This window comes from Aquirufa sp. ROCK2-A2, assembly GCF_054558485.1.
The window spans coordinates 306,183-330,264 of record NZ_JBPXKA010000002.1; the positions used below are offsets into that span (position 1 = coordinate 306,183).

The 24,082-nt window shown below is 35.7% G+C and carries 17 protein-coding genes and 1 riboswitch; of the genes, 9 read left to right on the forward strand and 8 right to left on the reverse strand.

The features are described from left to right. Positions 1-17: 17 nt before the first annotated feature. The 6 genes from V7S76_RS04480 to yidD all read right to left on the reverse strand — a co-directional run bounded on the left by V7S76_RS04480 (position 18) and on the right by yidD (position 12,655). Complete coding sequence (locus V7S76_RS04480) at positions 18-3,335, reverse strand: VCBS repeat-containing protein (protein ID WP_459508852.1); 3,318 nt, start codon at positions 3,333-3,335, stop codon at positions 18-20. 12 nt (positions 3,336-3,347) lie between these two features. Then, entirely contained in the window at positions 3,348-6,665 is a 3,318-nt protein-coding gene (locus V7S76_RS04485) for a VCBS repeat-containing protein (protein WP_459508853.1), read from the reverse strand. A gap of 10 nt (positions 6,666-6,675) precedes the next feature. Then, on the reverse strand, positions 6,676-7,272 hold the full coding sequence (locus tag V7S76_RS04490) for a hypothetical protein (RefSeq protein ID WP_459508854.1): 597 nt from the start codon (positions 7,270-7,272) through the stop codon (positions 6,676-6,678). Between the two features lie 87 nt (positions 7,273-7,359). After that, positions 7,360-8,853, reverse strand: coding sequence for a RagB/SusD family nutrient uptake outer membrane protein (locus V7S76_RS04495; RefSeq protein ID WP_459508855.1), 1,494 nt, complete (start codon positions 8,851-8,853; stop codon positions 7,360-7,362). 18 nt (positions 8,854-8,871) lie between these two features. After that, the gene (locus V7S76_RS04500) at positions 8,872-11,883 is read right to left on the reverse strand and encodes a SusC/RagA family TonB-linked outer membrane protein (RefSeq protein ID WP_459508857.1); all 3,012 of its coding nucleotides are present in this window, start codon (positions 11,881-11,883) and stop codon (positions 8,872-8,874) included. Positions 11,884-12,433: 550 nt separating this feature from the next. Then, positions 12,434-12,655, reverse strand: coding sequence for a membrane protein insertion efficiency factor YidD (yidD, locus tag V7S76_RS04505; RefSeq protein WP_459508858.1), 222 nt, complete (start codon positions 12,653-12,655; stop codon positions 12,434-12,436). Positions 12,656-12,771: 116 nt separating this feature from the next. On the opposite strand from yidD, the gene V7S76_RS04510 reads away from it, so the two are divergent. The 3 genes from V7S76_RS04510 to V7S76_RS04520 all read left to right on the forward strand — a co-directional run bounded on the left by V7S76_RS04510 (position 12,772) and on the right by V7S76_RS04520 (position 15,610). Beyond that, positions 12,772-14,001, forward strand: coding sequence for a serine hydrolase domain-containing protein (locus V7S76_RS04510; RefSeq protein ID WP_459508859.1), 1,230 nt, complete (start codon positions 12,772-12,774; stop codon positions 13,999-14,001). A gap of 10 nt (positions 14,002-14,011) precedes the next feature. Continuing rightward, positions 14,012-14,548 carry a nuclear transport factor 2 family protein gene (locus V7S76_RS04515; RefSeq protein WP_459508860.1) on the forward strand — a complete coding sequence of 179 codons (537 nt, stop codon included), beginning with the start codon at positions 14,012-14,014 and terminating at the stop codon, positions 14,546-14,548. A 231-nt stretch (positions 14,549-14,779) separates the two neighbouring features. Continuing rightward, positions 14,780-15,610 (forward strand): inositol oxygenase family protein, encoded by an 831-nt coding sequence (locus V7S76_RS04520; protein ID WP_459508861.1) that lies wholly within the window; start codon positions 14,780-14,782, stop codon positions 15,608-15,610. Between the two features lie 275 nt (positions 15,611-15,885). Here V7S76_RS04520 and V7S76_RS04525 read toward each other — a convergent pair whose 3' ends face one another. Then, positions 15,886-16,350, reverse strand: a complete 465-nt coding sequence (locus tag V7S76_RS04525; RefSeq protein WP_459508862.1) for a DUF3592 domain-containing protein — start codon at positions 16,348-16,350, stop codon at positions 15,886-15,888. Between the two features lie 295 nt (positions 16,351-16,645). On the opposite strand from V7S76_RS04525, the gene V7S76_RS04530 reads away from it, so the two are divergent. Together V7S76_RS04530 and V7S76_RS04535 are read left to right on the forward strand one after the other, a co-directional pair. Continuing rightward, a complete protein-coding gene (locus tag V7S76_RS04530; RefSeq protein WP_459508863.1) occupies positions 16,646-17,845 on the forward strand; it encodes a nucleoside permease in 1,200 nt (399 codons plus the stop codon). A gap of 19 nt (positions 17,846-17,864) precedes the next feature. After that, positions 17,865-18,662, forward strand: a complete 798-nt coding sequence (locus V7S76_RS04535) for an SDR family oxidoreductase (RefSeq protein WP_459508864.1) — start codon at positions 17,865-17,867, stop codon at positions 18,660-18,662. 580 nt (positions 18,663-19,242) lie between these two features. On the opposite strand, the gene V7S76_RS04540 is transcribed toward V7S76_RS04535, so the two are convergent. Beyond that, positions 19,243-20,319, reverse strand: a complete 1,077-nt coding sequence (locus tag V7S76_RS04540) for a homoserine O-acetyltransferase family protein (protein WP_459508865.1) — start codon at positions 20,317-20,319, stop codon at positions 19,243-19,245. Positions 20,320-20,330: 11 nt separating this feature from the next. Further along, a riboswitch (SAM riboswitch) is annotated at positions 20,331-20,448 on the reverse strand. Between the two features lie 1,189 nt (positions 20,449-21,637). Here V7S76_RS04540 and V7S76_RS04545 point away from each other — a divergent pair. The 4 genes from V7S76_RS04545 to atpF all read left to right on the forward strand — a co-directional run bounded on the left by V7S76_RS04545 (position 21,638) and on the right by atpF (position 24,079). Continuing rightward, positions 21,638-21,997, forward strand: a complete 360-nt coding sequence (locus tag V7S76_RS04545; RefSeq protein ID WP_459508866.1) for a hypothetical protein — start codon at positions 21,638-21,640, stop codon at positions 21,995-21,997. A 103-nt stretch (positions 21,998-22,100) separates the two neighbouring features. Next, positions 22,101-23,174 carry a F0F1 ATP synthase subunit A gene (gene atpB, locus V7S76_RS04550; protein ID WP_459508867.1) on the forward strand — a complete coding sequence of 358 codons (1,074 nt, stop codon included), beginning with the start codon at positions 22,101-22,103 and terminating at the stop codon, positions 23,172-23,174. Between the two features lie 38 nt (positions 23,175-23,212). Further along, positions 23,213-23,458, forward strand: coding sequence for an ATP synthase F0 subunit C (atpE, locus tag V7S76_RS04555; protein ID WP_459490455.1), 246 nt, complete (start codon positions 23,213-23,215; stop codon positions 23,456-23,458). 126 nt (positions 23,459-23,584) lie between these two features. After that, on the forward strand, positions 23,585-24,079 hold the full coding sequence (gene atpF, locus V7S76_RS04560) for a F0F1 ATP synthase subunit B (protein WP_459508868.1): 495 nt from the start codon (positions 23,585-23,587) through the stop codon (positions 24,077-24,079). Positions 24,080-24,082 lie beyond the last annotated feature (3 nt).

Below are 24,082 nucleotides of genomic sequence, written 5' to 3' on the forward strand. Positions count from 1 at the left end.
TGACTATTTTTCTGCAGCTAATTTTGTTGGCTCAACAAAAGAAGACTTTCATTGTTTCTCGCAAAAATATAAGAAATTTTACCTTTGATTTGAATGGGCAAGATATGCCTAATCTGTCCACTAATGGTTAAATTATTTTGTGTGCTTGTTTCAAAATTGCCTTTGCCACGATTAATTAAAATCGTTCCATAATCGGCATCATATCGACCCATTTGGATATTACAAGGGTAAAAATTACCACCTAAAACAAAATCCGGCAACTTATCATGATTAATATCCACTTGCTGAATGGCAAAAATTGGACTTACTTGTGCGAGCGAAGGAAGTACTTTTTCAGAAAATTGTCCATGCCCATCATTGATAAAGATTTTACTTGAAAAATCACTTGCTTCCAACACTTTCCCTGACTTGAACTTTCCATCCATAAAATCTTTGATCCGTGCTTTTGCAAAATCTTTGGCATAAATAAATTGCTTTTTGATGATTGGAAATTGTTTTTCCATTTCCATTTTATTAGCAAATGGAATTTCCTCGCCTTCCAAATAATACGATAATACTTGATCTACTTTTTGGTTAGAATCAAAATCACCAATGTACATTCGAACTGGAAAATCAAGTGTAGGTTTTAGCCGAGAATTTTGGCCCAAATTTCCAGCAATTATATCTAAATCACCATCTAAATCCACATCAATGGTTTTGCTTGAAGTCCACCAACCATTTTCTTTGCTAATTTCCTTTTTCTTAAATTTCCCAGACTTATTTTCGAAGTACATCAACTTTTCCCATTCCACGGAAGCGATGATATCCAAATCATGATCCTGATCGATATCTACTAATTCCAAATTTCGGATCATCCCGATATTTTTAAACTCAGGAGCGGTTTGAAAAGTCACATCTATAAAATTCCCTTTTCCATCGTTTTTCAAGAAATACGATCTTGGCGGATTTCCATATTCAAAAGGAATTGCCCTACCACCGATGACAATATCCATAAAACCATCTTTATTGAAATCAAAAGCCAAGGCTCGAGAACCATTTACAAAAATTCCTTGAAAGGCATTGTTATTTTTCACCCATTTGGACGAGGAATTAAGGTACAAACGTGGTGCCAACATGGCTGAGTTACCACTAAATTCATTTCCACCAGACAACACAAACAAATCATTTTTCTTATCCCCGTTAAAATCAGCTATCAGAGCATCCACGTCCTCATGCGCTTTATCCAGGATTAAACTTTCCTCCTTTTTCTCTGCAAATTTTGCCGATGAATTTTGTAAAAATATTTTGGAGATTTCATCCCTCGCTGCTCCTACGAAAATATCCTCCAAACCATCTCCATTTAAATCCCCAACTGCCAAGGCAGGACCTTCTGCAGATGCCAAATGTGGAATTAAGGCCTCTCGATCAAATTCATTGTAATTATTTTCTTGATGAACAAAATTCAAACCATGCGACTTCGTTTCATCCAAGAAAGGAAAATTTTGGGTCAATTGTTTTAAATGACGAGGATAATCAAAATGAGGAAGCGATGGACGATAAGCAATTGTCAGATTCCTTAAATCTTTTCGATGATCAATTTTTTGATAGGTATTATCCGGCCAAACCAATAGAATGGAATCAATTTTTGCGGCATTTCCCAATCCAATATGCATGGGAATTTCCATGCTAGATTGAAATCCACGAACCGGAAATTTTTGCTGAACATTTAGTCCACTTTTGGTGTAAATCCAAATTTTCGCGCCTATGGCATTCAAGTTTCCAGCTGCCCCTTTTAACTGTACTTTTAGATAATCCGTTTTACCTTTTTGGTAGTCCGTCAGATTCTCATAAACAAAGGAATTTTGATTGATATTATTGGTCACAACATCCAAGTCACCATCATTATCCAAGTCAGCATAAATCGCACCATTGGAAAACGAATTTTCATTTCCTTCAATTTGATTACCCGAATCATTGAATTTCAAATCGCCGGAATTGGTAAAAAACCGATTGGGCAATTTGATTTCGGGCAATAAGTCGGATAAACTAACATCATTCTCATCTATTTTTTTCGCTTCAATTTTTCGTTGAACTTCTTCATTGGAAACAAATTGAATATAATCGATATCATTCATTCGCTTGGGAATACCATTACTGATGAATAAATCGCGAAGACCATCATTTTGGAAATCGAAAAACAGCGGGGACCAGGACCAATCGGTGGCGTAAATCCCAGACAACAATCCGATTTCAGAAAATTGACAATTGGCGCCTCTGTTTAATTGCAAATTGTTTCTGGCAAATTGATGATTGTAGCCTTGACGAATTTTGTATTGAAAAATATTGTATGAATCTTCTCCTTCTGAACGTTTCAAAATTTGGCGATCACTTGGCAACATATCCAAAGAAATAATTTCTGGATAGGCATCTTGGTTAATGTCGGCAATATCAATTCCCATGGAAAACTGGGAAGTATGCATCATGGATTTCTCCAAATTCTCCGTAAAACCACCCTTTTGATTGTTGATGTACAAATAATCATTTTCATGAAAATCATTGCCGATGTACATATCTGGGTAACCATCTAAATTAATATCAGACACTGCCACACCCAATCCATACCCCAGTACATCGCTAATAATGGCCGATTTTTCTGTTTTATCAACAAATTTCCCATTCACATTTTCCAAAAAACGATCACCCGCTAAAGGATGGAACTTTCCCTGAAAATTGGAACGAAAACCAAATGTTCCATTTTGATGAACAGAATGATTCAATAAAAAACAGTCCAAATCGCCATCCAAATCTTGGTCAAAAAATGCCGCTTGGGTACCTAATGCCATAACATTTAAGCCATACTCTTCCGATTTTTCAGCGTAAATAGGAACACCGGTAGAACTTATTTTTTGACAGATGTACAATAAATTATGTCCATGCAAAAAGTCAAAACCAGCTGCTTGAGAAACATAAATATCCAATAAACCATCCTGATTGATATCTACAATCGAAACGCCATTTGACCAAGCTTTACCCTGATTAAATCCGGTTTCTGCGCTTACATCTTTGAATTGAAGTTTGCCTTGATTCAGGAAAATCTTGTTTTGTCCTAAATTAGCCGTGTAACATAAATCGATTAATCCATCATTGTTCAAATCCGCTGCACCCATTCCCCCTCCATTGTAAAAATACATGTAGGTGAAAATATTTTTTTGATTGGTGGGTGATAAATCATTGGAAAAATTTAATCCTGTTTTTTCAGAATTCAATAACCTAAAAAGGGGTTTTTCTTGCTCGTTTTGGGAACAAGAAAAAAGAATGATTGAACATAAAAATCCTAGAAAAAAACGATTTTTCATTGACAATTTCCTTTATAAAACAGAATAAAAAGAAGGTTTCGAGTTGTTAATCAAGGCCAAAATCGCATTCTTATTTTTCATTTTTAGACTCAACAATTGTTTAACCTCTCCTTTTAGATACATCCCACTTTTAGCATTGGGTACAAAGTTAAATTGGCCTTTGCCTTTATTTAAGAAAAGGGCACTTTTATTGGCATCTAAACGACCGAACATGGGTATAAAATGCATTGAATTACCGGCTGCCAAAATATCTATTTTACCATCTTTATTGAAATCTTGACAAAGTATGGATTGCAAACTAGAGAACTGCGCTTCAGCCGGCAAATTGATCAGCTCAAATTTTCCATTTCCCTGGGAAAGAGCGATAATGGATTCATTAAAAGACACTTGACTTGATTTGGCAGTAGAAAGCAAGCTTTCTGGAAACAGATCCGACAATACACGTTTGGCATAATCGCCATGCGATAAATTTTCTTTTTTAAGCGCAGGAAATTGTTCAGCCATTTCTCTTTTCAAGAAGAATGGAACATCTTTTTCTCCGATTGTTTTACTCAATATTTTATCGGTTGTCCCATTATTATCAAAGTCAAATACCCATGTTTTGATTGGCAAAATGCTAGAACTGAAACAAGAAGAATTTTGTCCAATATTGCCTATTACAAGATCTGGCTTCCCATCTTGATTAAAATCGGCTGTTGAAATAGCAGACCACAAACCGTTCAGTTTACTCAGTGCATTTTCTTTTTTAAGCAATTTTCCATTTTCGATATAAAAAGTGGTAGGAGCCATAAATTCACCAACAATAACAATCTCTTCTTTTTTGTCGTTGTTCAAATCGATCATCACGAAATCTTTCACCATACCCAATCCTTTAAAATCAGGAGCTAATTGGGCCGTTTGATCGGTAAATTTACCTTGTCCATTATTGATCCACACATAGGAATCCGCAGGCATACCAAATTGCTTCGGCACACTTCTACTTCCTACAATCAAATCTAAATGACCATCCCCATCCAAATCAAGAGGTTTGGCAAAGGTGGAGTTGGTATTCTTGAAGGGTAAATAACCAGCTGCTAAAGTGAAATTACCTTTCCCATCATTCAATAGTAATTGGTCTATAAAATCCCTTGAATTGGCATCTGATTCATTTCCGCCGACTCCATAATAAAGATCTAAATCGCCATCCTTATCGGCATCAAAAAAGGTTGATGTTGTATTTTCGAAATAGGCTAAATTCTTGAATACTTGTTGTGGTTTGAGTACGAAAGAAGAACCTGTAGACATATATAACTGGCTTGGCTGGTTTTTGGCACCGCCAATAAAAACGTCCATTTGTCCATCCTTGTTCACATCTCCTATAGAAGCCTTGGGTCCTTCGGCTGAAATCATGTAAGGAATATTCCTTTCGTTGTAGAAATCTTCGTATGGGTTTTCAACATGCTTTTCAAAAGGATTGGCAGCTGTTTGAAAATAAAGGGGTGAATTCAAATCTGCCCGAGGAATTACCTGCTTTTTTGCTGTGGAAATATCCAATTTCAGCAAACTATTGACTTTGGGTGCTGGAAGAGAACTTGTTAAACCATTCGGCCATATAATTTGAAGTGAATCGATTTTTGATGTAGCTCCTAAGCCAATGGACTGTTTATACTCGGTGCTCGATTGAAAACCGCGAGAAGGTGCAATGTATCTCGTGTATTGTTGTTGATTCGCATAAACCTTGATCATTGCGCCAATGGCAAAAGGATTTGCTTTATCTCCTTTCAAAGAAATTTGAATATAGTTATTTTCATTTTTCTTCTTTTCGGTATGATTTTGATAGACAAAACAAGGTTGGTTTACGTTATTGACAAGTAAATCTAAATCACCATCGTTGTCTAAATCCGCATAAGCGGCTCCGTTGGAAAAAGAAGGCGTATCAAAACCAAAATCCATGGAAGATTCTGTGAATTTCAAATTCTTATTATTGTGAAAGAAATTATTCGGAATAGGAGTTGAAGGCATTTTATTAATGATGTCATCCATTTTGGTTTTGTTTTTTGACATCACCATTTTTTGCGCCAAATCATTGGCAAAAAAGTCGATAAAATCCTGATTAATCACATCGTGGTAGATACCATTGGATACATAAATATCATTAAAACCATCATTGTCAGCATCAAACATCAAGGCTCCCCAGGACCAATCGGACGATCCTACACCCGCATAATTGGCAATTTCACTGAAGCTACCATCGCCATTGTTGTATTGCAGACAATTTTGTTGAAGTTGGTGATAAAATCCTAAATCATTTTTCAATTTAGCCACATAGTGATTCTCAAAGGAAGTGGTGGTTTTTAATCTCTCCTCTCCTCTTGGCAACATTTCTGTGGTAAATATTTCTTGTTTACCATCATTGTTGATATCAGACATATCTGCTCCCATGGAAGCAATACTTAAATGGTCCATTCGTTGTTCTATTTCTTCTTTGAACGTTCCATTTTTTTGATTGATGTATAAATAATCTTTTTCAAAGAAGTCATTTGAAACATAAATATCCGGATAGGTATCATTGTTCACATCACCCACTAAAACGCCTAATCCAAAACCGATAAGAGAGGAATAAATCCCACTGGTTTTGGTAACATCTACAAATTTACCTTGATCATTTCGCAATAATTTATCGCCACCGCCTTTCAAGAAATCTTTCACAGGCCAATCTTCCGCGCGCAAATCTCTTTTATTTGAATAATTCAAGGTATTTACGGGGATAAAGCTATTGTTCAAAATATAGCAATCCAAATCACCATCCAAATCATAATCCAAGAAGGCAGCATGGGTGGTGTAGCCCTGATCGTCTAAACCATATTCTTTGGCAGATTCCACAAACTGGAAATTGCCTTTATTGATATACAAGTCATTTCCTTGCGGAACACCTTTTTGATAACCAGCATTGCATACATAAATATCCAATAATCCATCTAGATTAATATCCACCATGACAATCCCTGTTCCCCATTTACCTTTGCCAGAAACACCGGCAATGGCGGTCATATCTTCAAACTTCCAATTTCCTTTGTTCTTATACAATTTGTTGGATCCCATATTGGATGTAAAAAATACATCTGCGAGTCCATCATTATCTAAATCTCCTACTCCTACTCCTCCGCCATTGTAAAAATTACGGTAATTGAAAATGTTAAAATCTTCTCTGTTTTTTACTTGATTTTGGAAATCAATACCTGTATCACCACCGTCCATCAATTCAAACAAAGTATCTCCCTTGGGTCCTTTGCAAGATAATATAGAAGTCAATAGTATGAATAGACCAAAAAATGCTTGTCGTAATTTCATTTAATTAAAATTATTTAGCTGAAAAATAATCAGTTTCGGAAAGTTCCATCAACTGATAATCTGGTTTTTTTATAATGATTAGGCCTTGAATTTTTTGCCATTTAGATGGATCTGAAATAGACATATACTCGGAAGTAAGTCCTTCAAATTTTGCCACTAATTGATCTTGGGTGAAGGAAACGATTTCACATTCTCCATTCACGAATAAATACCCTAAACCTTTGTTTTGGGCAGCATGGGTAATTTTACCAACCAATACATTGACGCTGGTTGTTTCTCCATTTTTCACTTGAAAAACTTTTTTGGATTTTTTAAACCAATCATTTGCCATGACTGAAAAAATCACATTACTTCTTTTTGCGTCATACAGATTGGCACGAATGGAAGAAGACCTTAATTGGACACTCCCAGAGAAAGTAGAAGAATCGGAATAAAATTTTTCTCCATCGATTTTAACCAAAATTTTAGCTTCATGATCTTTCAAAGATGAAAGTTCCGCATCAACTTTGGACATATCTATTTGCTCGGAATTACATGCGAATATAGAGATGGTAAGAAAACCGAAAGAAAAAATACGAATAAAGGCTTTTGATATGGTATTAAACATGACACAAAATTACAATTAATACACTTGGTAAAAAAAGGAAATGCTCGATTAATCGAGCATTTCCTACATTCATTAAATGAATAATTCTTAGTATCCAGGATTTTGTTTCAAGTTTGGATTTGAAACAACTGCAGAAGCAGGAATAGGGTACAATAAAGTATTCACGTCAGATTTTTTGCTATCTAAAACACCAGTTCCAGAAGTAAATTTACCATGACGGATCTCAACCGTACGTTTCATACCTTCCCAATACATTTCATTACCCCACTCTTTGTAAACTCCGTCTACTGTAACAGAACCTAAAGCGTTTGCACCGTGAGCAGCACGCATAGAATTAACCAAAGTTAATGCATCAGCAGCTTTTCCAGAACGAACTAAAGCTTCAGCTTTCATCAAAGCAGCTTCAGAATAACGGAATAAGATCATTTTTCCAGCGTCAGTTGGATGCCATTTGATAACACGGATACCTTCGTGAGTCAAAGCACCTGCCAATTTAACATCAGCAGAGAAATCCAATTGTTTTTTAGAACGCTCATCAATTAATGGAGTACCATTAGCATTGAATTGTGGTCCTTTTAAGAAACCCCAACCGATACCTGCATACTTAGATCCATCTAATTTTGGAGCTTTTCCACGACGAGCATCAGAAGCATCAAATGTATTATAGAAATCTCCTAAAGTAGCAAAACCATTCCAACCAGAAGGATCTTGACCATAGTGAAGAGTCATGTAATAACGAGTTGAAGCATCTCCTTCATCCACTTTCATAATAATCTCAGATTGAGAATTTTTAGAGAAGATGTTGAAATAATCTGAATCAAACGTAAATCCATCAGCAGAAATTGCATCTACATAAGAAACAACTTTCGCCATATCAGCATTATCAAAAGTATAAGTTAAAGCAGGAGCACCTTTGTAAACCGCTTTATTCAAATACAATTTAGCTAATAAGAAATTAGCAGCCGCTTTCGATGCTTTTCCAGTTGCGCCAGCAGGACCAAAAGATGGTAAAGCAGGTAACGCTTCTGTCAAATCTTTAACGATAAAATCAAAAGCCTCAGAACGAGTATAAACTTTTGGATTATCATTCACACCTTCAGTTACTAATCTGAAAGGAACTTGTCCCCAGAAATCCATTGCATAGTACATAAATAATGCACGAATGAATTTCGCTTCAGCAGCTTGTAAAGGAGATGGACTTGCAGCTAAAATTTCATTACACTTAAATACGCTTGAGTGTAAACCATTCCAAGCATTTTGGTTCCAAGAGTGCGTTGCATCCCAAGTATGTTGATCCAACGTTCTCCAAACTCCATTATCACCCCAATCCACACCACGTGTAGGAGGAATCATTTCAGCAGTTGTATGCTCACCTAATGCATAGATGTTATCTTGTCCGTTAAAAGTAGACAATGATTTATAAGCCGACTCTAATAATTGAGTAGCATTACCTGGAGTATAACCTGATCCAGTTGAAACACGCTTTATCGAATCAATTTCTTTTACTTCTAAATCAGTACATGAAGTAACTGAAGCTAAAGAAAGTCCCGCGAAAACACTTAATAAAATATATCTTTTCATTTTTTTTTGATTAATAAATTAGAATGAAAAATTAGCACCAACTGTCCAAGTAGTTGCACGAGGGTAAGCCTGATAATCAATACCTGCAGAAGAGATACCGTTGATAGACTTGTTTGTGCTAACCTCAGGATCTTGACCTGAGTAGTTTGTGAAAGTCAATACGTTTTGACCTGACACATATAAGCGAAGACCTGACAATACTTTACCTTTAGTAGGAACTTTGTATCCTAAAGTTAAGTTTTGAAGACGAACGAAATCACCTTTCTCAATGAAACGAGTTGAAACTTCTGGAGCATTGTATGCACCTTCGTTCAATCCAACTACATTACGAGTTACGTTACGACCGTTGTTCAAAGCACCTTTAGTGAAATAAGCATTAGCAGTATTTGAGTAAATATAGTTTCCAAATACTCCGTTGAAGAATAAACTTAAATCAAAGTTTTTGTATTTGAAGTTGTTAGTCAAACCTCCTGTTAAAGTTGGCAATGCAGACATTCCAACGAAACTTTGGAAGTCACCTGATGGGTAAATAGAGTTACCAGTTGCATCAAATCCACCAAACTCACGTAAGAAGAAAGAGAATAAAGGTTGGCCTGCAGCGATACGTTGAGCAAATGCACCCGTTAAACCTTGTCCAGAAATAGCACCTGTATCATAAACCCCGCCTAAGTTGTTTACCATGTTAGAGTTTTGAGCTACGTTTAATAATGCTTCCCAAGTGAAGTTAGCGTTATCAACGATTACACCAGTTAAGTTAACCTCAACCCCTCTGTTCTCGATATCCGTATCCAAGTTTTTCCAAGCAAATGGAGTTGGAGCAGGTTGAGCAGAGATAACTTGGAATAACAAATCTTTTGTATTCTTTTGGTAGAACTCAACTGAACCGCTTAAACGGTTTTTCAAGATAGCAAAATCAATACCGATGTTAGTAGATGCAGTAGTTTCCCATTTCAAATTAGGATTTGAGAAAGTAACTGGGTTTAAACCACCACCTGAAATTTCTTGAGCATCATTGTTTGTTCCCCAATCAGAATAACGATCACGTTGATCATATAAGTTGTGAGGAATGTTTTGGTTACCCGTAACACCATAACCAACACGTAAAGCTAAATCATCAAAGATATCTTTTGGCATGAAATCTTCTTTCAATAACTTCCATTTAGCAGCGAAAGATGGGAAATAACCATACTTGTTTGAACCACCAAATTTAGAAGAACCATCGACACGTAGAGTAGCAGTCAATAAATATTTGTCATTCACTGAAACGTTAGCACGTCCGAAATAAGATTGTAATTCATCTTTAGTTCCAAATGTATTTGAAACGAAAGCACCTACTTTACCTGAACCAAATTGAGTAGAAGCCATGTTGTTCAACATGATATCTAAATCGTTTGTTCTAAAGTTAGTTGCTTGAATATTTTTTCCTTCGTAAGCAAATGATTGATATGAATAACCAGCCATAGCATTCAAAGAAATACCTGAGAAATCTTTATCATAAGTAAAGTAGTTTTCCCATAACTGATTGTTTGTGATGATATCAGAGATAGAAGCACGCCCTAAATCTTTGATACCTGAAACAACTAAGTCCTTAGAGAAAGCAGCCTTACGAGTTGACATAGACTGATCAAAACCAACAACAGTTTTGAATTTCAAACCTTTAGCCAATTGCAATTCAGCATTGAAGTTACCCAAAGCACGCAAAGTGTTTGTGTTATCTTTTGATAAATTCAATAAAGCCATTGGGTTTAATTCAGCAGTAGAATACTGATAGTAAGTTCCATCAGCATTTTTAACTGGCATAGTAGGGTTTGATTTCAAAACACCACCTAATAAATCACCTTCAAAACCTGAATCTTGACCATTTGGTAAGCCAGAATCTTCTGAACTAGAAACAGTTAAGTTAGAGTTCAAATTCAAACGATCTCCAAAGAATTTTTTACCACCAGAGAATGATAAGTTATTTCTTTTAACAGATGAACGGTTGATGATACCTTCTTGATCTAAGATACCATAAGATACACGGTAGTTACCAGAAGCATCACCACCACCATAAGATAAATTATGTTGCTTAGTAATAGCTGTTCTGAATAACTCGTTTTGCCAGTTGGTGCTAGAACCTAAATTTTGTGCTGGCAAAGCTACTTTTTTATACTCTTCAGTACTTAATAAATCATATTTCTTTGTAATGTTTGAAACACCGAAAGAAACATCATAGTTTAAAGAACCTTTTCCTGTTCCTTTTTTAGTAGTAACGATAACAACACCGTTAGCACCACGAGAACCGTAGATAGCTGTTGCAGAAGCATCTTTTAAGATGTCAATGCTTTGGATATCATTTGGATTCAAAAAGTTTAAAGGGTTCTTTGGAGGTTGAGAACCTAAAGAAGTTCCTGATACACCACCTGCAGTTGCATCTGATGAAAGAGGTACTCCGTCAATTACGAATAAAGGTTGGTTACCACCGTATACAGAAGATGTACCACGAATACGTACGTTGATTCCTCCACCTGGCTCACCACTTGATTGTGTAATCTGAACACCAGCTACACGACCTTGTAATAATTGCTCAGGAGAAGTAACGATACCTTTTTGGAAATCTTTTGTACCAATCGTTGTAACAGCTCCAGTTAAATCTTTTTTCTTAACTGTACCGTAACCAACAACTACTACTTCTTCCAAAGCCTTGTTATCAGCAGATAAAGTTACATTTAAAGTAGAAGCACCTACTACTACTTCTTTTTTTACGTATCCAACAAAACTAAATACCAAAGTAGCACCTTTCGAAGCGTTTACTTTGTAAGTTCCATTAACGTCAGTTTGAGTACCTTTGGTAGTACCTTTAACCGCAATTGAAACACCAGGAATGCCTGACCCATCAGCTGCGTCAGTAACCTTTCCTGTAACCACATCTTGAGCAAAAGCACCCAAGGAAATTAAAAGCGCAATAGCAAGGCTGAAAACTTTAGAAAAGCTCAGCTTACTTGCACCTGATCGCACAAGGCGATCCACTCTTTCGTAAGAATGAATCATAAGTGAAAAATTAAGGGTTTAAATGAATGAATAAATACTAATGGTTTTGTTTTTGAGAGTAATTCAGTTTTTGTTTCAAGTTTTAGACTCGACTGTCTTCAAAAAAGAAGTACATCTGTTTTCAAAACCGTTGCAAAAAAAAACATTAAAATTCAGATAAAAAAATAGGTCTACAAAGATTAAATAGACTTTAGGCGAAAAAAAATTGCACGAAAATCAGATTTTCGCAACTAGTAGCACAGTGTATAACTGATTATTGGAATAGTGAAAATATTACCAATTTGACTTAAATAGACTTTTTCAAGCTGAGCATAAGAACAAAACACCCAATACAACCTCAATTCTATTGTATTTTTTCAATATAAAATATTTTTAATTTTTTTTTGATTATTTTTCGGCAATATATTACCGAAATAATTGAAATTAAAAAATCTTATTATATAAATAATACAATTTATAAATTTTCTTAGCTGTGCTAGTTGAAAAAAATTAAAAACGTATATATATGAAGGTTATGATCAAATGGATTGCTAAAAAATGGCATATTTCATCAAGGCACCGGATCATGCCCACTTCCACCCCAAGGATGACAAGAAGAAATTCGTTTGGCCGCCAAACCAATTCCTTTTAAAAACCCGTATTTGATCAATGCTTGTTTCGCATATTCCGAACATGTAGGTTGATACCGACAAGCATTCGGCAAAAAAGGAGAAATCATTCCCTGGTATATTTTCAAAAGGAATAATAGTATGTACACACCTATCGATTTCATTTTCGGATGTTTAAAATCTTCTGCAAAGGTAAGTATTAAAATTTCCTGTCGATTAACTTGGTAAAAAAAGGCATTTCAAGTATCTTGCTACATCTATAAAGTATTTTAAAAATATTGTGAAAACATTTACCCATTCCATTTTTCTTTTTTCATGTTGCCTTTTCATTGGCTTGCTTGCTTGTTCACATCAACCTGGCCATTTATTTGAATTCTCGACACAAGCTGAAAGAAAAAATGATAGTTTAGCGGCTCTTTACAATCCAACAGTCGCTCAACAAAAAGCGGTAAAATTGGACACTTTCTTCCAAAAACTGCATAAAACAAACGGCTTTAATGGCTCGGTACTCATTGCACAATACGGTAAAGTCATATATCAAAAATCATTTGGCTTTGCTAATTACTTTACCAAAGACCCCATTAAGCCACATACGCATTTCCAACTTGCTTCTGTTTCAAAACAATTCACCGCAGTTGCCATCATGCAATTGAAAGAAAAAAACCTACTGAACTACGATGATCCTGTTTTTAAACACATCCCTAACTTCCCCTACGATAGTTCGATCACTATCCGAAGCTTATTAACGCATAAATCAGGTTTACCCAATTATGCCTATTGCCTAGATAAATATTACGACAAAAAAGTACCACTGACCAATACAAAGGTGGTCGAATTAATGCTTCGTTTTAAACCTAGGATTGACTATAGACCTAATGCAAAGTTCAGTTATAACAATACCAATTATTTATTGCTTGCCTATATTGTCGAAAAATTAAGTGGTCAAAATTTCAGAGCTTATCTCAAAAAAAATATTTTTGACCCTTCTGATATGCATGAAACTTTCGTCTATGACCCCATGCATCCTGAAATGTTAAAAACCGCTGCAACTGGATATTCACCCAGAAGAGGTGCACCTGCGGTGGTTGGATTTGACCATTTAGACGGTGTGGTGGGTGATAAAGGAATTTATTCGACAGTTGAAGACATGCATCATTGGGACATGGCGCTGAACGAAGAAAAACTCGTTAAATTAAGCACTTTGGCCGAAGCATTTACTCCACAACATGTTGTCCCTAAAACCTTGCCAAAAAATTATGGATTTGGTTGGCGTTTGACTCAATTAGAAAACGGAGAATGGCTTACTTACCACACAGGTTGGTGGCATGGTTTTAAAAACTACTATTTACACAATGCCAAAGACAATTCGGCGATTATCATTTTAGGAAATATGGCCAATCATTCGTTGGCGAAAATCAATATTGCACAATCCATCCTCTATCCAGAAAAGGCATCCCTTTTTATGAAAGGTGAACCACTTCCATTGGAGTTTACTGGCGGAGGAAACTAAATACAAAACCATGAAAACATCCTCAAAATTCCTGTTCTTCTCTCTTTTGTTTTGTCTGCCCCTTTTTGCGTCTGCACAAAGCGATGATGAAGCCATCAAAAATGCCGTTTACAATTATTTAGATGGAATTACCAAAGGCGATACTTCCATGTTAAACAAAGCATTTCATCCAGGAGCTATTTTGAGAACGGTTAATACGACAACAGGTAAAATTCAAGATTTCCCCGTTAAATCGTTCATTGCCAAAACTCCAGTAGGTGGCGCAAAGGCAAGTACCAAACTCCTGAATTATTCCTATGCAGGAATTTCTGCTCAAGCTACAGCCGAATTAAGTTTTGATGATTTCAAGTACATAGATTTAATTAGTCTTCTAAAAGTCAATGATGAATGGAAAATTATTTGTAGAGTATTTAGTCGAGTGGATTTAAGCACCAACCTAAAGGGCAACACAACCGCAAACAATTCAAAATCAACCAACAATTCCTCTTGGTCAGCACCCAAAAAAGCTGCTCCAGCACCAAAATCCAAAAAAGACGATGGATGGTAGCGGTGAAAGGTAAAAGGTAATAGGTAATAGGTAAAAGGCAATAGGTAATAGGTAATAGGTAATAGGTAATAGGTAAAAGGTAATAGGTAATAGGTAAAAGGTAATAGGTAATAGGTAAAAGGTAAAAGGTAATATTAATAGGTATCCGATGGTTGAGTGTAGTCGATGCCGGAGTATAGATATAAGGTAACATAAAACCGAAAAAGAATTAGAGTACAAGAAAATAAAACTATGGAAACAACATTAGCCAAAGAAAAAAAAGAATTTAGAAATTACGAACAAGGTGATATTACAGCTGCTGTAAAAGATCATTATCGTAAAATGCGTAGTCGCCAAACTTATGATTATGTACAATCGATGAAGAAAAAATATTTAACCTTCAGTCATCCCATGGATTTATGGGAAATGATGGAACGTTTAAATGCATTGATTGATGTGAGTGATCCAGATCTAAATTTGCCAAACATTATTCATTTGTTGCAATCCGCAGAAGGTATTCGTGCTGCTGGTAGACCAGATTGGATGCAATTGGTGGGTTTAATCCACGATTTAGGAAAAGCCATGTATCTATTCGGATCTGATGAAGATGGAACTAGTCAAGCAGAACAATGGGGACTTGTTGGCGACATCTTCGTGGTAGGGGCTAAATTACCTGATACCTGTGTGTATCCAGAATTCAATTCTTTGAATCCTGACATGCAAGATCCACGTTACAATACGGACTTAGGCGTATATTCAGAAGGCTGTGGAATTGATCATTTACAATTAGCATGGGGACATGACGAGTATTTATACCAAGTTCTAACCAACCACAAAGACAATACAATCCCAGAAGAAGGAATGGTGATGGTACGCTATCATTCATTCTATCCTTGGCACACAGGCGGTAGCTATAAACAATTCATGACTGAAAAAGATGAACAATATTTACATTGGATCAATGATTTCAATCAATATGATTTATATACAAAATCGCCCGTTGTACCTAATTATGAAGAATTGAAATCCTATTATATGCCAATCGCAGAAAAATACTTGGGTAAAGGTCCGATTTATTGGTAGGGAGAGAGAGGTAATAGGTAAAAGGTAATAGGTAATAGGTAAAAGGTAATAGGTACTCAATGGGTTAGCTCAGTTACAGAGCCATTAAAAGTATGGAAGTCAAAAACGCTAAATAAAGACTGAAAATATGAAATAACAGTGCCCATTGTGTTCAAATGCATGATTTACCACTGAAGGACAGGAAGGATTCAAAGGAACTTGTGACAAATTAATGAAAAGTAAAAAATCCTATTACCTATTACGTTCTACCTATTACCTATTACCTTTTACCTATTTTATATAACACTTAAGGCCAAGGCGCTAATCAGCATCAATATTCCGAGGATAAAAAAGATGGTTGGATTTAAAACAGGAACTGAATTTTCACTTAAAGACACTTCCATAGGATTTTGAGACAAATAACGAACTTGAATTTCTTGTCCAATAAAACAATCTTGTCCTAATCCCTTATCCGCTTCACGACGAAATTCACGGCCATTCACTTGGTAGGAAACAATTGGGAAATAAATCGGAAAACGACCTGAATGGTCATCTCTAGCATAACGTCTGGAAATCTCTACAATTTTCCCGTAAGTCATTTTGGAATGAGCAATCCACTCTTTTCTTTTTTTGAATAACACGACTCCTACTCCAATCAATGCCAATGCTATCACCAAAAAAAGCAATAAAAACAATGTCATGGATCCTTGGAAATTACCTGAAGGACGACCTGAAATCAAGAAAATACTAACAATATTCATTTCAAAAATAAATTTCTCTGTTATTTATCCTCAAAAGAATGATAAAAATATCTGAAAATCAAATACTTAAGCTGTTTGAAAAATTCATTACCATCTTCAATTTTGAAAGAAAAAAAAGGAAAAATTGTCATTTTTGAAAAAAACAGGATTCAAATTGAAAGCTTTTAAATCAATTTTTTGAAAATTCTCCAAAAACCTATTTAAAAAGCTTGTCGATTCACTCAAAATAAAATATTTATAAAAATTATAATTTTATTAGTATTTCGTACTTTTGACAGAATTCAACACCTTTTATATGAAAAACACGACAAAATTTCAATTAATGTCCATGATGTTTCTGATGTTCTTTTCTTGGGGAGCATGGTACGGACAAATGAGTAAATATTTATTAACCACTCTGCATGCAACAGGCGATCAAGTAGGCATGGCATATACCACTTTCTCTATCGCATCCATCGCAGCTCCGTTTTTTGTCGGTTTGATTGCAGACCGATTTTTTTCTGCCCAAAAAGTAATGGGTGTTCTGAATTTACTCGGTGGTGTCATTTTGTATTTCCTTTGTCAAAATACCGATGCTGATAATTTTTTCTGGTATATTTTAGCCTATACACTTTGTTTTGCACCCAACTTAGCACTTTCCAGTTCGATTGCCATGAATCAAATGCAAAATCCAGAAAAGGAATTTCCTAGTATTCGTGTGACAGGAACTGTGGCTTGGATTGTTGTAACAAACATCATTGGATTCATGGCTTTGGGAGATCAAGTAACGATTTTTCAAATTGCCATGGTTAGCTCATTTGCACTTGGAATTTATGCCTTCTTTTTGCCGGATACCCCTCCAAAAGCAGATGCTAATTCATCCATCTCACAAATTGTTGGATTAGATGCCTTACAATTATTCAAAGATCGTTCTTTCTTGATCTTTTTCATTTCATCTATTTTGATCTGTATTCCTTTATCGTTTTACTATGCCATGGCGAATCCATCCTTGACGGACTCACATATGACAAATGTGGAAAATAAAATGTCTTTAGGTCAAGCATCGGAAGTGATTTTTATGCTTTTGATTCCCATTGCCTTTATTAAATTAGGCGTTAAGAAAATGTTAATTGTTGGATTAGTGGCTTGGATTGTCCGTTTTATTTGTTTTGGCTACGGAGATGGAATTTCATCGGAATGGATTTTATACATTGGAATCATTCTGCATGGTGTTTGCTTTGACTTTTTCTTCGTTACTGGTCAAATTTATACCGATCAAAAAGCGGGTGTAAAAATCAAGAATGCGGCTCAAGGCCTAATCACTTTAGCAACTTATGGTGTGGGAATGGGAATAGGATCAAAATTATCAGGCGTTGTTTTGGATATGTACACGTCCAATGGCATTCATGATTGGAAATCGGTTTGGATGGTTCCAGCGGGCATAGCCATTTTAGTATTATTATTGTTTGTTTTGTTCTTTCAAGAAAATAAGAAAACAGATTTGAAAGAAGCTTAAAAGGCATCAATCATCGAGCATGAAATTTTTAAACAAAACCGTTTGGATCACAGGAGCCTCTTCAGGAATTGGAGAGGCTTTAGCTATTCAATTTGCCAAAGAAGGTGCGCAATTAATCTTGTCGGCTCGTAGAGAAAATGAACTAAACCGTGTGGCTACAATGTGTCAAAATTTAGGAGCTAAAACCTTGGTATTAGCTTTTGACATGACGCATTTGGACCAACATGCCGAAATGGTTTATCAGGCAAAACAGTTTACAAATCAAATAGATGTCATCGTATTAAATGCGGGTGTGAGTCAAAGATCATTTGTTTTGGACACCCAATTTGATGTTTATCGCAAATTATTTGAGATCAATTTCTTTTCCATCGTTTCGTTAACTCAACACATTTTACCTATTTTTCAATCGCAAAAATCAGGCATTTTTGTACCCATTGCTTCCGTAGCAGGTCGAATAAGTACGCCGAGAAGAGCTGCCTATGGAGCCAGCAAACATGCGTTAATTGGTTTTTTTGATTCGGTTCGAGCGGAAGTTTATAATTTTGGAATTCAAGTAACAACGATTTTGCCGGGTTATATCAAAACCGATATTTCCTTGAATGCGATGAATGAAAAGGGCGAAAAATATGCCAAAATGGACCCGAATCAAGCCAAGGGACTGGACCCTAATCAGACAGCCGAAAAAATAGTTGCAGCCATTTATCAAGGGAAAAAGGAATATTTTGTAGGAGGTAATCTAGAAGCATTGGGACTTTTCGTCAAACGCTTTTTCCCGAATTTATTGTTTTATATGATTAGGAAGGTAAAAAACACGTAAATAGGTAAAAGGTAATAGGTATTAGGTAAAAGGTAATAGGTATTAGGTAATAGGTAATAGGTATTAGGTATTAGGTAATAGGTATTAGGTAATCATGCGAATTAAGAGTTGAAATATTCAATATTAACTCAACATTCCATTTAGCATTGCCATTTATTGGTTAATTTATTTTCCATGGCATTTCTTTTTTTTTGAAAAAAAGAGACAAAAAAACTTATTTACTGCCAGTTAATCCAAAACGATTCAGTCAGCTGACTGACCGATTTTCACTTCGCTATCGGCTATTTTCTTTGACCCTGACGCACATCTCCCATGCGCAATGTCAAAGCTCCTTCTACTGCTTCGTTCAAATCTTTCGTCGGATTAACCGTTAGTATCGAGATCTAATTAGCTTTAAGAACAAAAGTTTTTGTGATTACGAACAGTGGTAGTAAGCGGTTGCTGACCCTGTCAAAGTATGGTTACTGAGCTTACCAAAGTATCGAAGCCAAGTTTATAATGATTGTTACAAAGAGTAGCAAGAAAAAATTAATTAGAAGTTTTAAACCATAATTCGCATTAATAGATAATAGGAAATACATCAAACTGCTTCTAATTCCTTAAAAAACTCAGCCATGGGATTTACTTCTAGGCGAATGAGTTTTTGCCAAAGTCTGACTGCTTTGGTCATCAAGCCACTTTCGATCAAAAATCCATCATGACCGTAGAGCGAGTCTATGACTTGAAAAGAAGAACCTGGGATATGTTTTGCTAAAAACTCTTGTTCATTGATGGGAAATAAAGCATCTGATTTAATCCCAATCACCAAGGTTTTTGCTTGAATTGTTTTTAATGCTTGTACTACTCCGCCCCTATTTCTTCCAACATCTTGAGAATCCATCATTTTGGATAATACAAAATACGAATAAGCATTGAAACGTGTTGCTAATTTTTCTCCTTGATATCGTTGATAAGTAACGGCTCTTAAAGCATCACCGTAGGTATTTTCCCCACGAGATTGAGTAATGTGATAGGTTTCATAATTCCGGTACGACAATAGTGCTGTAGCCCGTGCCGCCATCATCCCTTTTATGCCTGCCTGTGCGTTTGATTCCTTCCAAGTAGGATCAACTTCTATGGCCATTCGTTGCGACTCGTTAAAAGCAATTCCCCAAGGAGAATGAACGGCATTTGTAGCAACCAATATTAAATTTTCAATTAATTCGGGTTGGATAATTGCCCACTCTACTGCTTGCTGTCCGCCTAAAGAGCCTCCAATACAGGTTTTTATGGAGTGTATTTTCAGGCTTTTACGAAGTACTTCAAAAGAATTGACAACATCTCGGATGGTTATTTCCGGGAAATCATGAAAATAAGGCTTCTGAGTAATTGGGTTGATCGATAAAGGGCCAGAAGTTCCGTAATGAGAACCTAAAATATTCACACAGATAATGAAATTATTTTCTGGGTTGAATAATTTCCCTGATCCCACCAAACCTTGCCACCAATCAGCGACATCATGTGATCCAGTAAACGCATGGCAAATCCATATGACATTATCTTTCTTCGCATTTAATTTACCAATGGTTTGATACGCTAAATCAAGACATGGCAATTCACCGCCTAATTCTAAGGCAAAAGGTTGAGAAGAATGAAATGAATGAAACGCTACTTGCATGCTATCAAATTGGTTTATATTTCCCAAAGAGATTATTCTCCAAGGGTAGGAATTAGCACCGGGGTCGATCTTTTCGATGGGTTGCCAGAAGTTCACAGAGCCTAGTCTCTCCCTTCTTCTTTATAAATCAATGACAAAGCGTTATTGACTTGGGTTGCAAAAGTAATAAAGAATTCTCAAATCTCAAAAGATAAGGAAGTAGAAGAGAGAAGATAGAAGATAGGTAAAGGTAATAGGTAATAGGTAATAGGTAAAAGGTAATAATGCGAATTAAGGGTTGAAATCTGTAATAAACTGGGATAAGATTGACATTACCTTTGATTTCCCTTATTCATTATATCAATGCAATTTGTTGGTTCTTTTTTTCTTAAGCATTTCTTTTTTTTAGAAAAAAAGAAACAAAAAAACTTATTAGTCGCAAGTTAATCCAAGACGAATCAGTCAGCTGACTGACCGATTTTCACTACGCTCTCGGCTATTTTCTTTGACCCTAACGCACATACCCAATGCGCATTGTCAAAGCTCCGCCTACCGCTTCGTTCAAATCTTTCGTCGGATTAACCGCAAATTCATTTATAAGTCCCAAAAAAGAATAAACAGCGTTGGCTCAGCTGAGTCAAAGCCAAAAGCGGTAAAAAAGAGAAGTAAAAATTAGAAGTTTCAACTCTTAATTCGCATTAATAGGTAATAGGTAATAGGTAGTAGACTTTTCTTTTCCCGTTTACTCTTTTCTCGTTTTCTATCTTCTGGTTTTTGCTGTTCCTTACTTGCAAAATCCTTCCATCCAATAATTTTATCAAACACTTGAACTTTTAAAGCATTAAATTGCAGGGGGTAAGGGGCCCCATTCCCCATAAAAAATAGCATGGATAAAAACGAAAAGACAACTTATATTTTTCACCAATTATCTGATTTTTCACTAAAAGTTTCAGGATGATGAAATTTCCGTGTTCATCGTCTATCCGATGATTAATTTAATTTTTGTGAAGAAATGATTTCTGTTTTTACCTAATTATTGTTTGTATAATAGTGATTAGTGATATGTGACAGTTTATCTATCCTATTATCTATTACCTTTTTTTACCTATTAATCCGAATTAAGGGTTAAAAACCTATTTGAACCAATAAAAAAAAAGGTAGTCGGGTTGAAAAATCTTTGTGCTAAAAACAAATGAGTATTTTTAACACAAAGACAACAGATACCTATTTCCTATTACCTTTTACCTATTACCTTTTACCTATTACCTATTACCTATTACCTTTTACCTATTACCTACTACCTTTTCCTTCCTATTGAAAAAATCCTGATATTTGCCCTATGTTAAAATTAATTGCATTTTATTTCATTTTGGCGGGGGTACTTTTTGGACTAAGTTACACTTCACTTGTTACGTGGATGCATCCAGATGTAAAATTCATTTGGGCATTTTTCTTTTTTCAAGCTTATTTAAGTCAATTATTACACCAAATCGGCTCCAACAACGATCGAGAAAATTTTGTACAATTCCACATGGCATCTCAAGCGGTTCGATTTATTACGAGCTTAATCTTCATTGGAGTTTTTGCCTATTTCAAAACCCCAGAAATTTACTTGTTCGTCGGTAATTTTTTTGTACTCTATTTATGTAGCACAAATTTTGAAATAATTAGTTTGCTTCGTAACTTGCGACGTTTTTAGGGAAATCCACAGCATTTTGTTGCAAAATTTCCAACTAATAAACAGTTAATCAACGAATTAACGGTTAGAGAGATTACCAAATAGTTAAAGCACGTAAATAGAGATGTCTGCAAAGAACGCTAGTCAAAAAATGTATTTTTCAAATATAATCCTTGGATTACTATTCAGTCTATTCAGTTTCACCACTTTTGCGAATGAAGAAGCAGCTGCTCCAGCTGCAGAACATGCTGCCACAGCTGCACCGGCAGAAGAAGAAAAATTTGATGCAGGTAAGTTAATTCTTCATCACGTAGCTGACGAGCACGAATGGCATTTTTTCACCATTGGACATTTTCATGCGACATTACCTTTGCCTTGCATTGTGTACAGAGAATCAACTGGATTGCAGGTTTTCATGTCTTCCGCTTTCAAAAACGAGCATCACGAAGAGATTCCATACGAAGGTTTAATGTTGGAGCATGGTAAAATACATGCTGAAAATGGAGAAAAAGTGATTGACATTTCCATTACCAAAAACGTGGCCTCTTTGTTCCTTTCAGCTATTTTATTGTTGAGCATTTTCATTGGCATTGGTAATTCTTACAAAGCAAATCCTCACAAAGCACCAAAAGGTATCCAATCCCTATTTGAGCCCATCATCATTTTTGTTCGTGATGAAATTGCGATCAATAACATTGGTGAAAAACATTACAGAAGGTTCATGCCGTATTTATTGACAGTCTTCTTCTTTATTTGGTTCAATAACATGTTGGGATTAATTCCAGGTGGAGCCAACTTGACAGGAAACATTGCCATTACAGCTGTTTTAGCCATTATTGCGTTTTTCATTACCAACTTAAATGGCAAAGCCAATTATTGGTTACACATTTTTGCAATGCCGGGAGTACCGAAATGGATGTTGATCATTTTAACACCTGTTGAAATTGTTGGTATTTTCATGAAGCCTTTTTCTTTAATGGTTCGTTTGTTTGCTAACATCACAGCTGGACACATTATTTTATTGAGCTTATTATCCTTGATATTTATATTCAAAAACGTTGCATTGGGATTAGCCGTTGTGCCTTTCTCTTTATTTATGAATGTTATTGAATTGATTGTTGCCTTTATCCAAGCATTTATCTTTACCATGTTGGTTTCTACCTACATTGGTGCCGCTGTAGAAGAGCATCATCATTAAGATTGTATTTTATTTTTTTATTTATAAACCCAAATAGTATGTCACTTTTATCAATTTTATTGGAAGTTTCTGTAGGTACTGGTCTTGCAGGTATTGGAGCAGGTTTAGCAGCAATCGGTGCTGGTGCTGGTATCGGTAACATCGGTAGCTCAGCTATGGAAGGTATCGCTCGTCAACCTGAAGCTTCTGGAAAAATCCAAGGTGCGATGTTGATCGTTGCAGCTTTCGTTGAGGCGGTTGCTCTTTTCGCAGCAGTTATTTGTTTGTTGGTTACTTTAAAGTAATTCAACAAGCGAGTTATTTAAAAGATTAGCTTTTAAAATGAACTCACCCATTTGAAACGCAATTTAGCGTCATTAGGACCTAAATTGCGTTTTTAACAAAGAAAAACACAAACAAATTATATAATCATGGAGTTAATCACCCCTGAATTTGGTCTAATTTTTTGGCAAGTTGTTGTATTTGGAATTTTATTCTTCCTTCTATCCAAATTTGCTTGGAAACCCATCGTTCAATCATTGCACGAACGTGAAGCATCTATCGACGAGGCTATCAAGTTATCAGAAACTACCCGCAAAGAAATGGCAGAATTAAAAGCTGGAAATGAGCAATTGATTCTTACCGCTCGTAATGAGCGTGACGCTGTTTTGAAACAAGCCAAAGAAGCAGCTGATGCAATGATCCAACAAGCAAAAGCAGATGCTCAAACAGCTGCCAATGCAGAAATTGAGAAAGCAAGAGCCTCTTTCGAACAAGAAAAAAATGCGGCCGTTGCCTCTTTACGTAAAGAAGCTGCCGTTTTATCTTTAGAATTAGCTGAGAAAGTCTTAAAATCTCAATTAAAAGATAAAGCCGCTCAAGAAAAACTTGTTTCTGAGTGGATCAGTGAAGTAACTTTAAAATAAGCG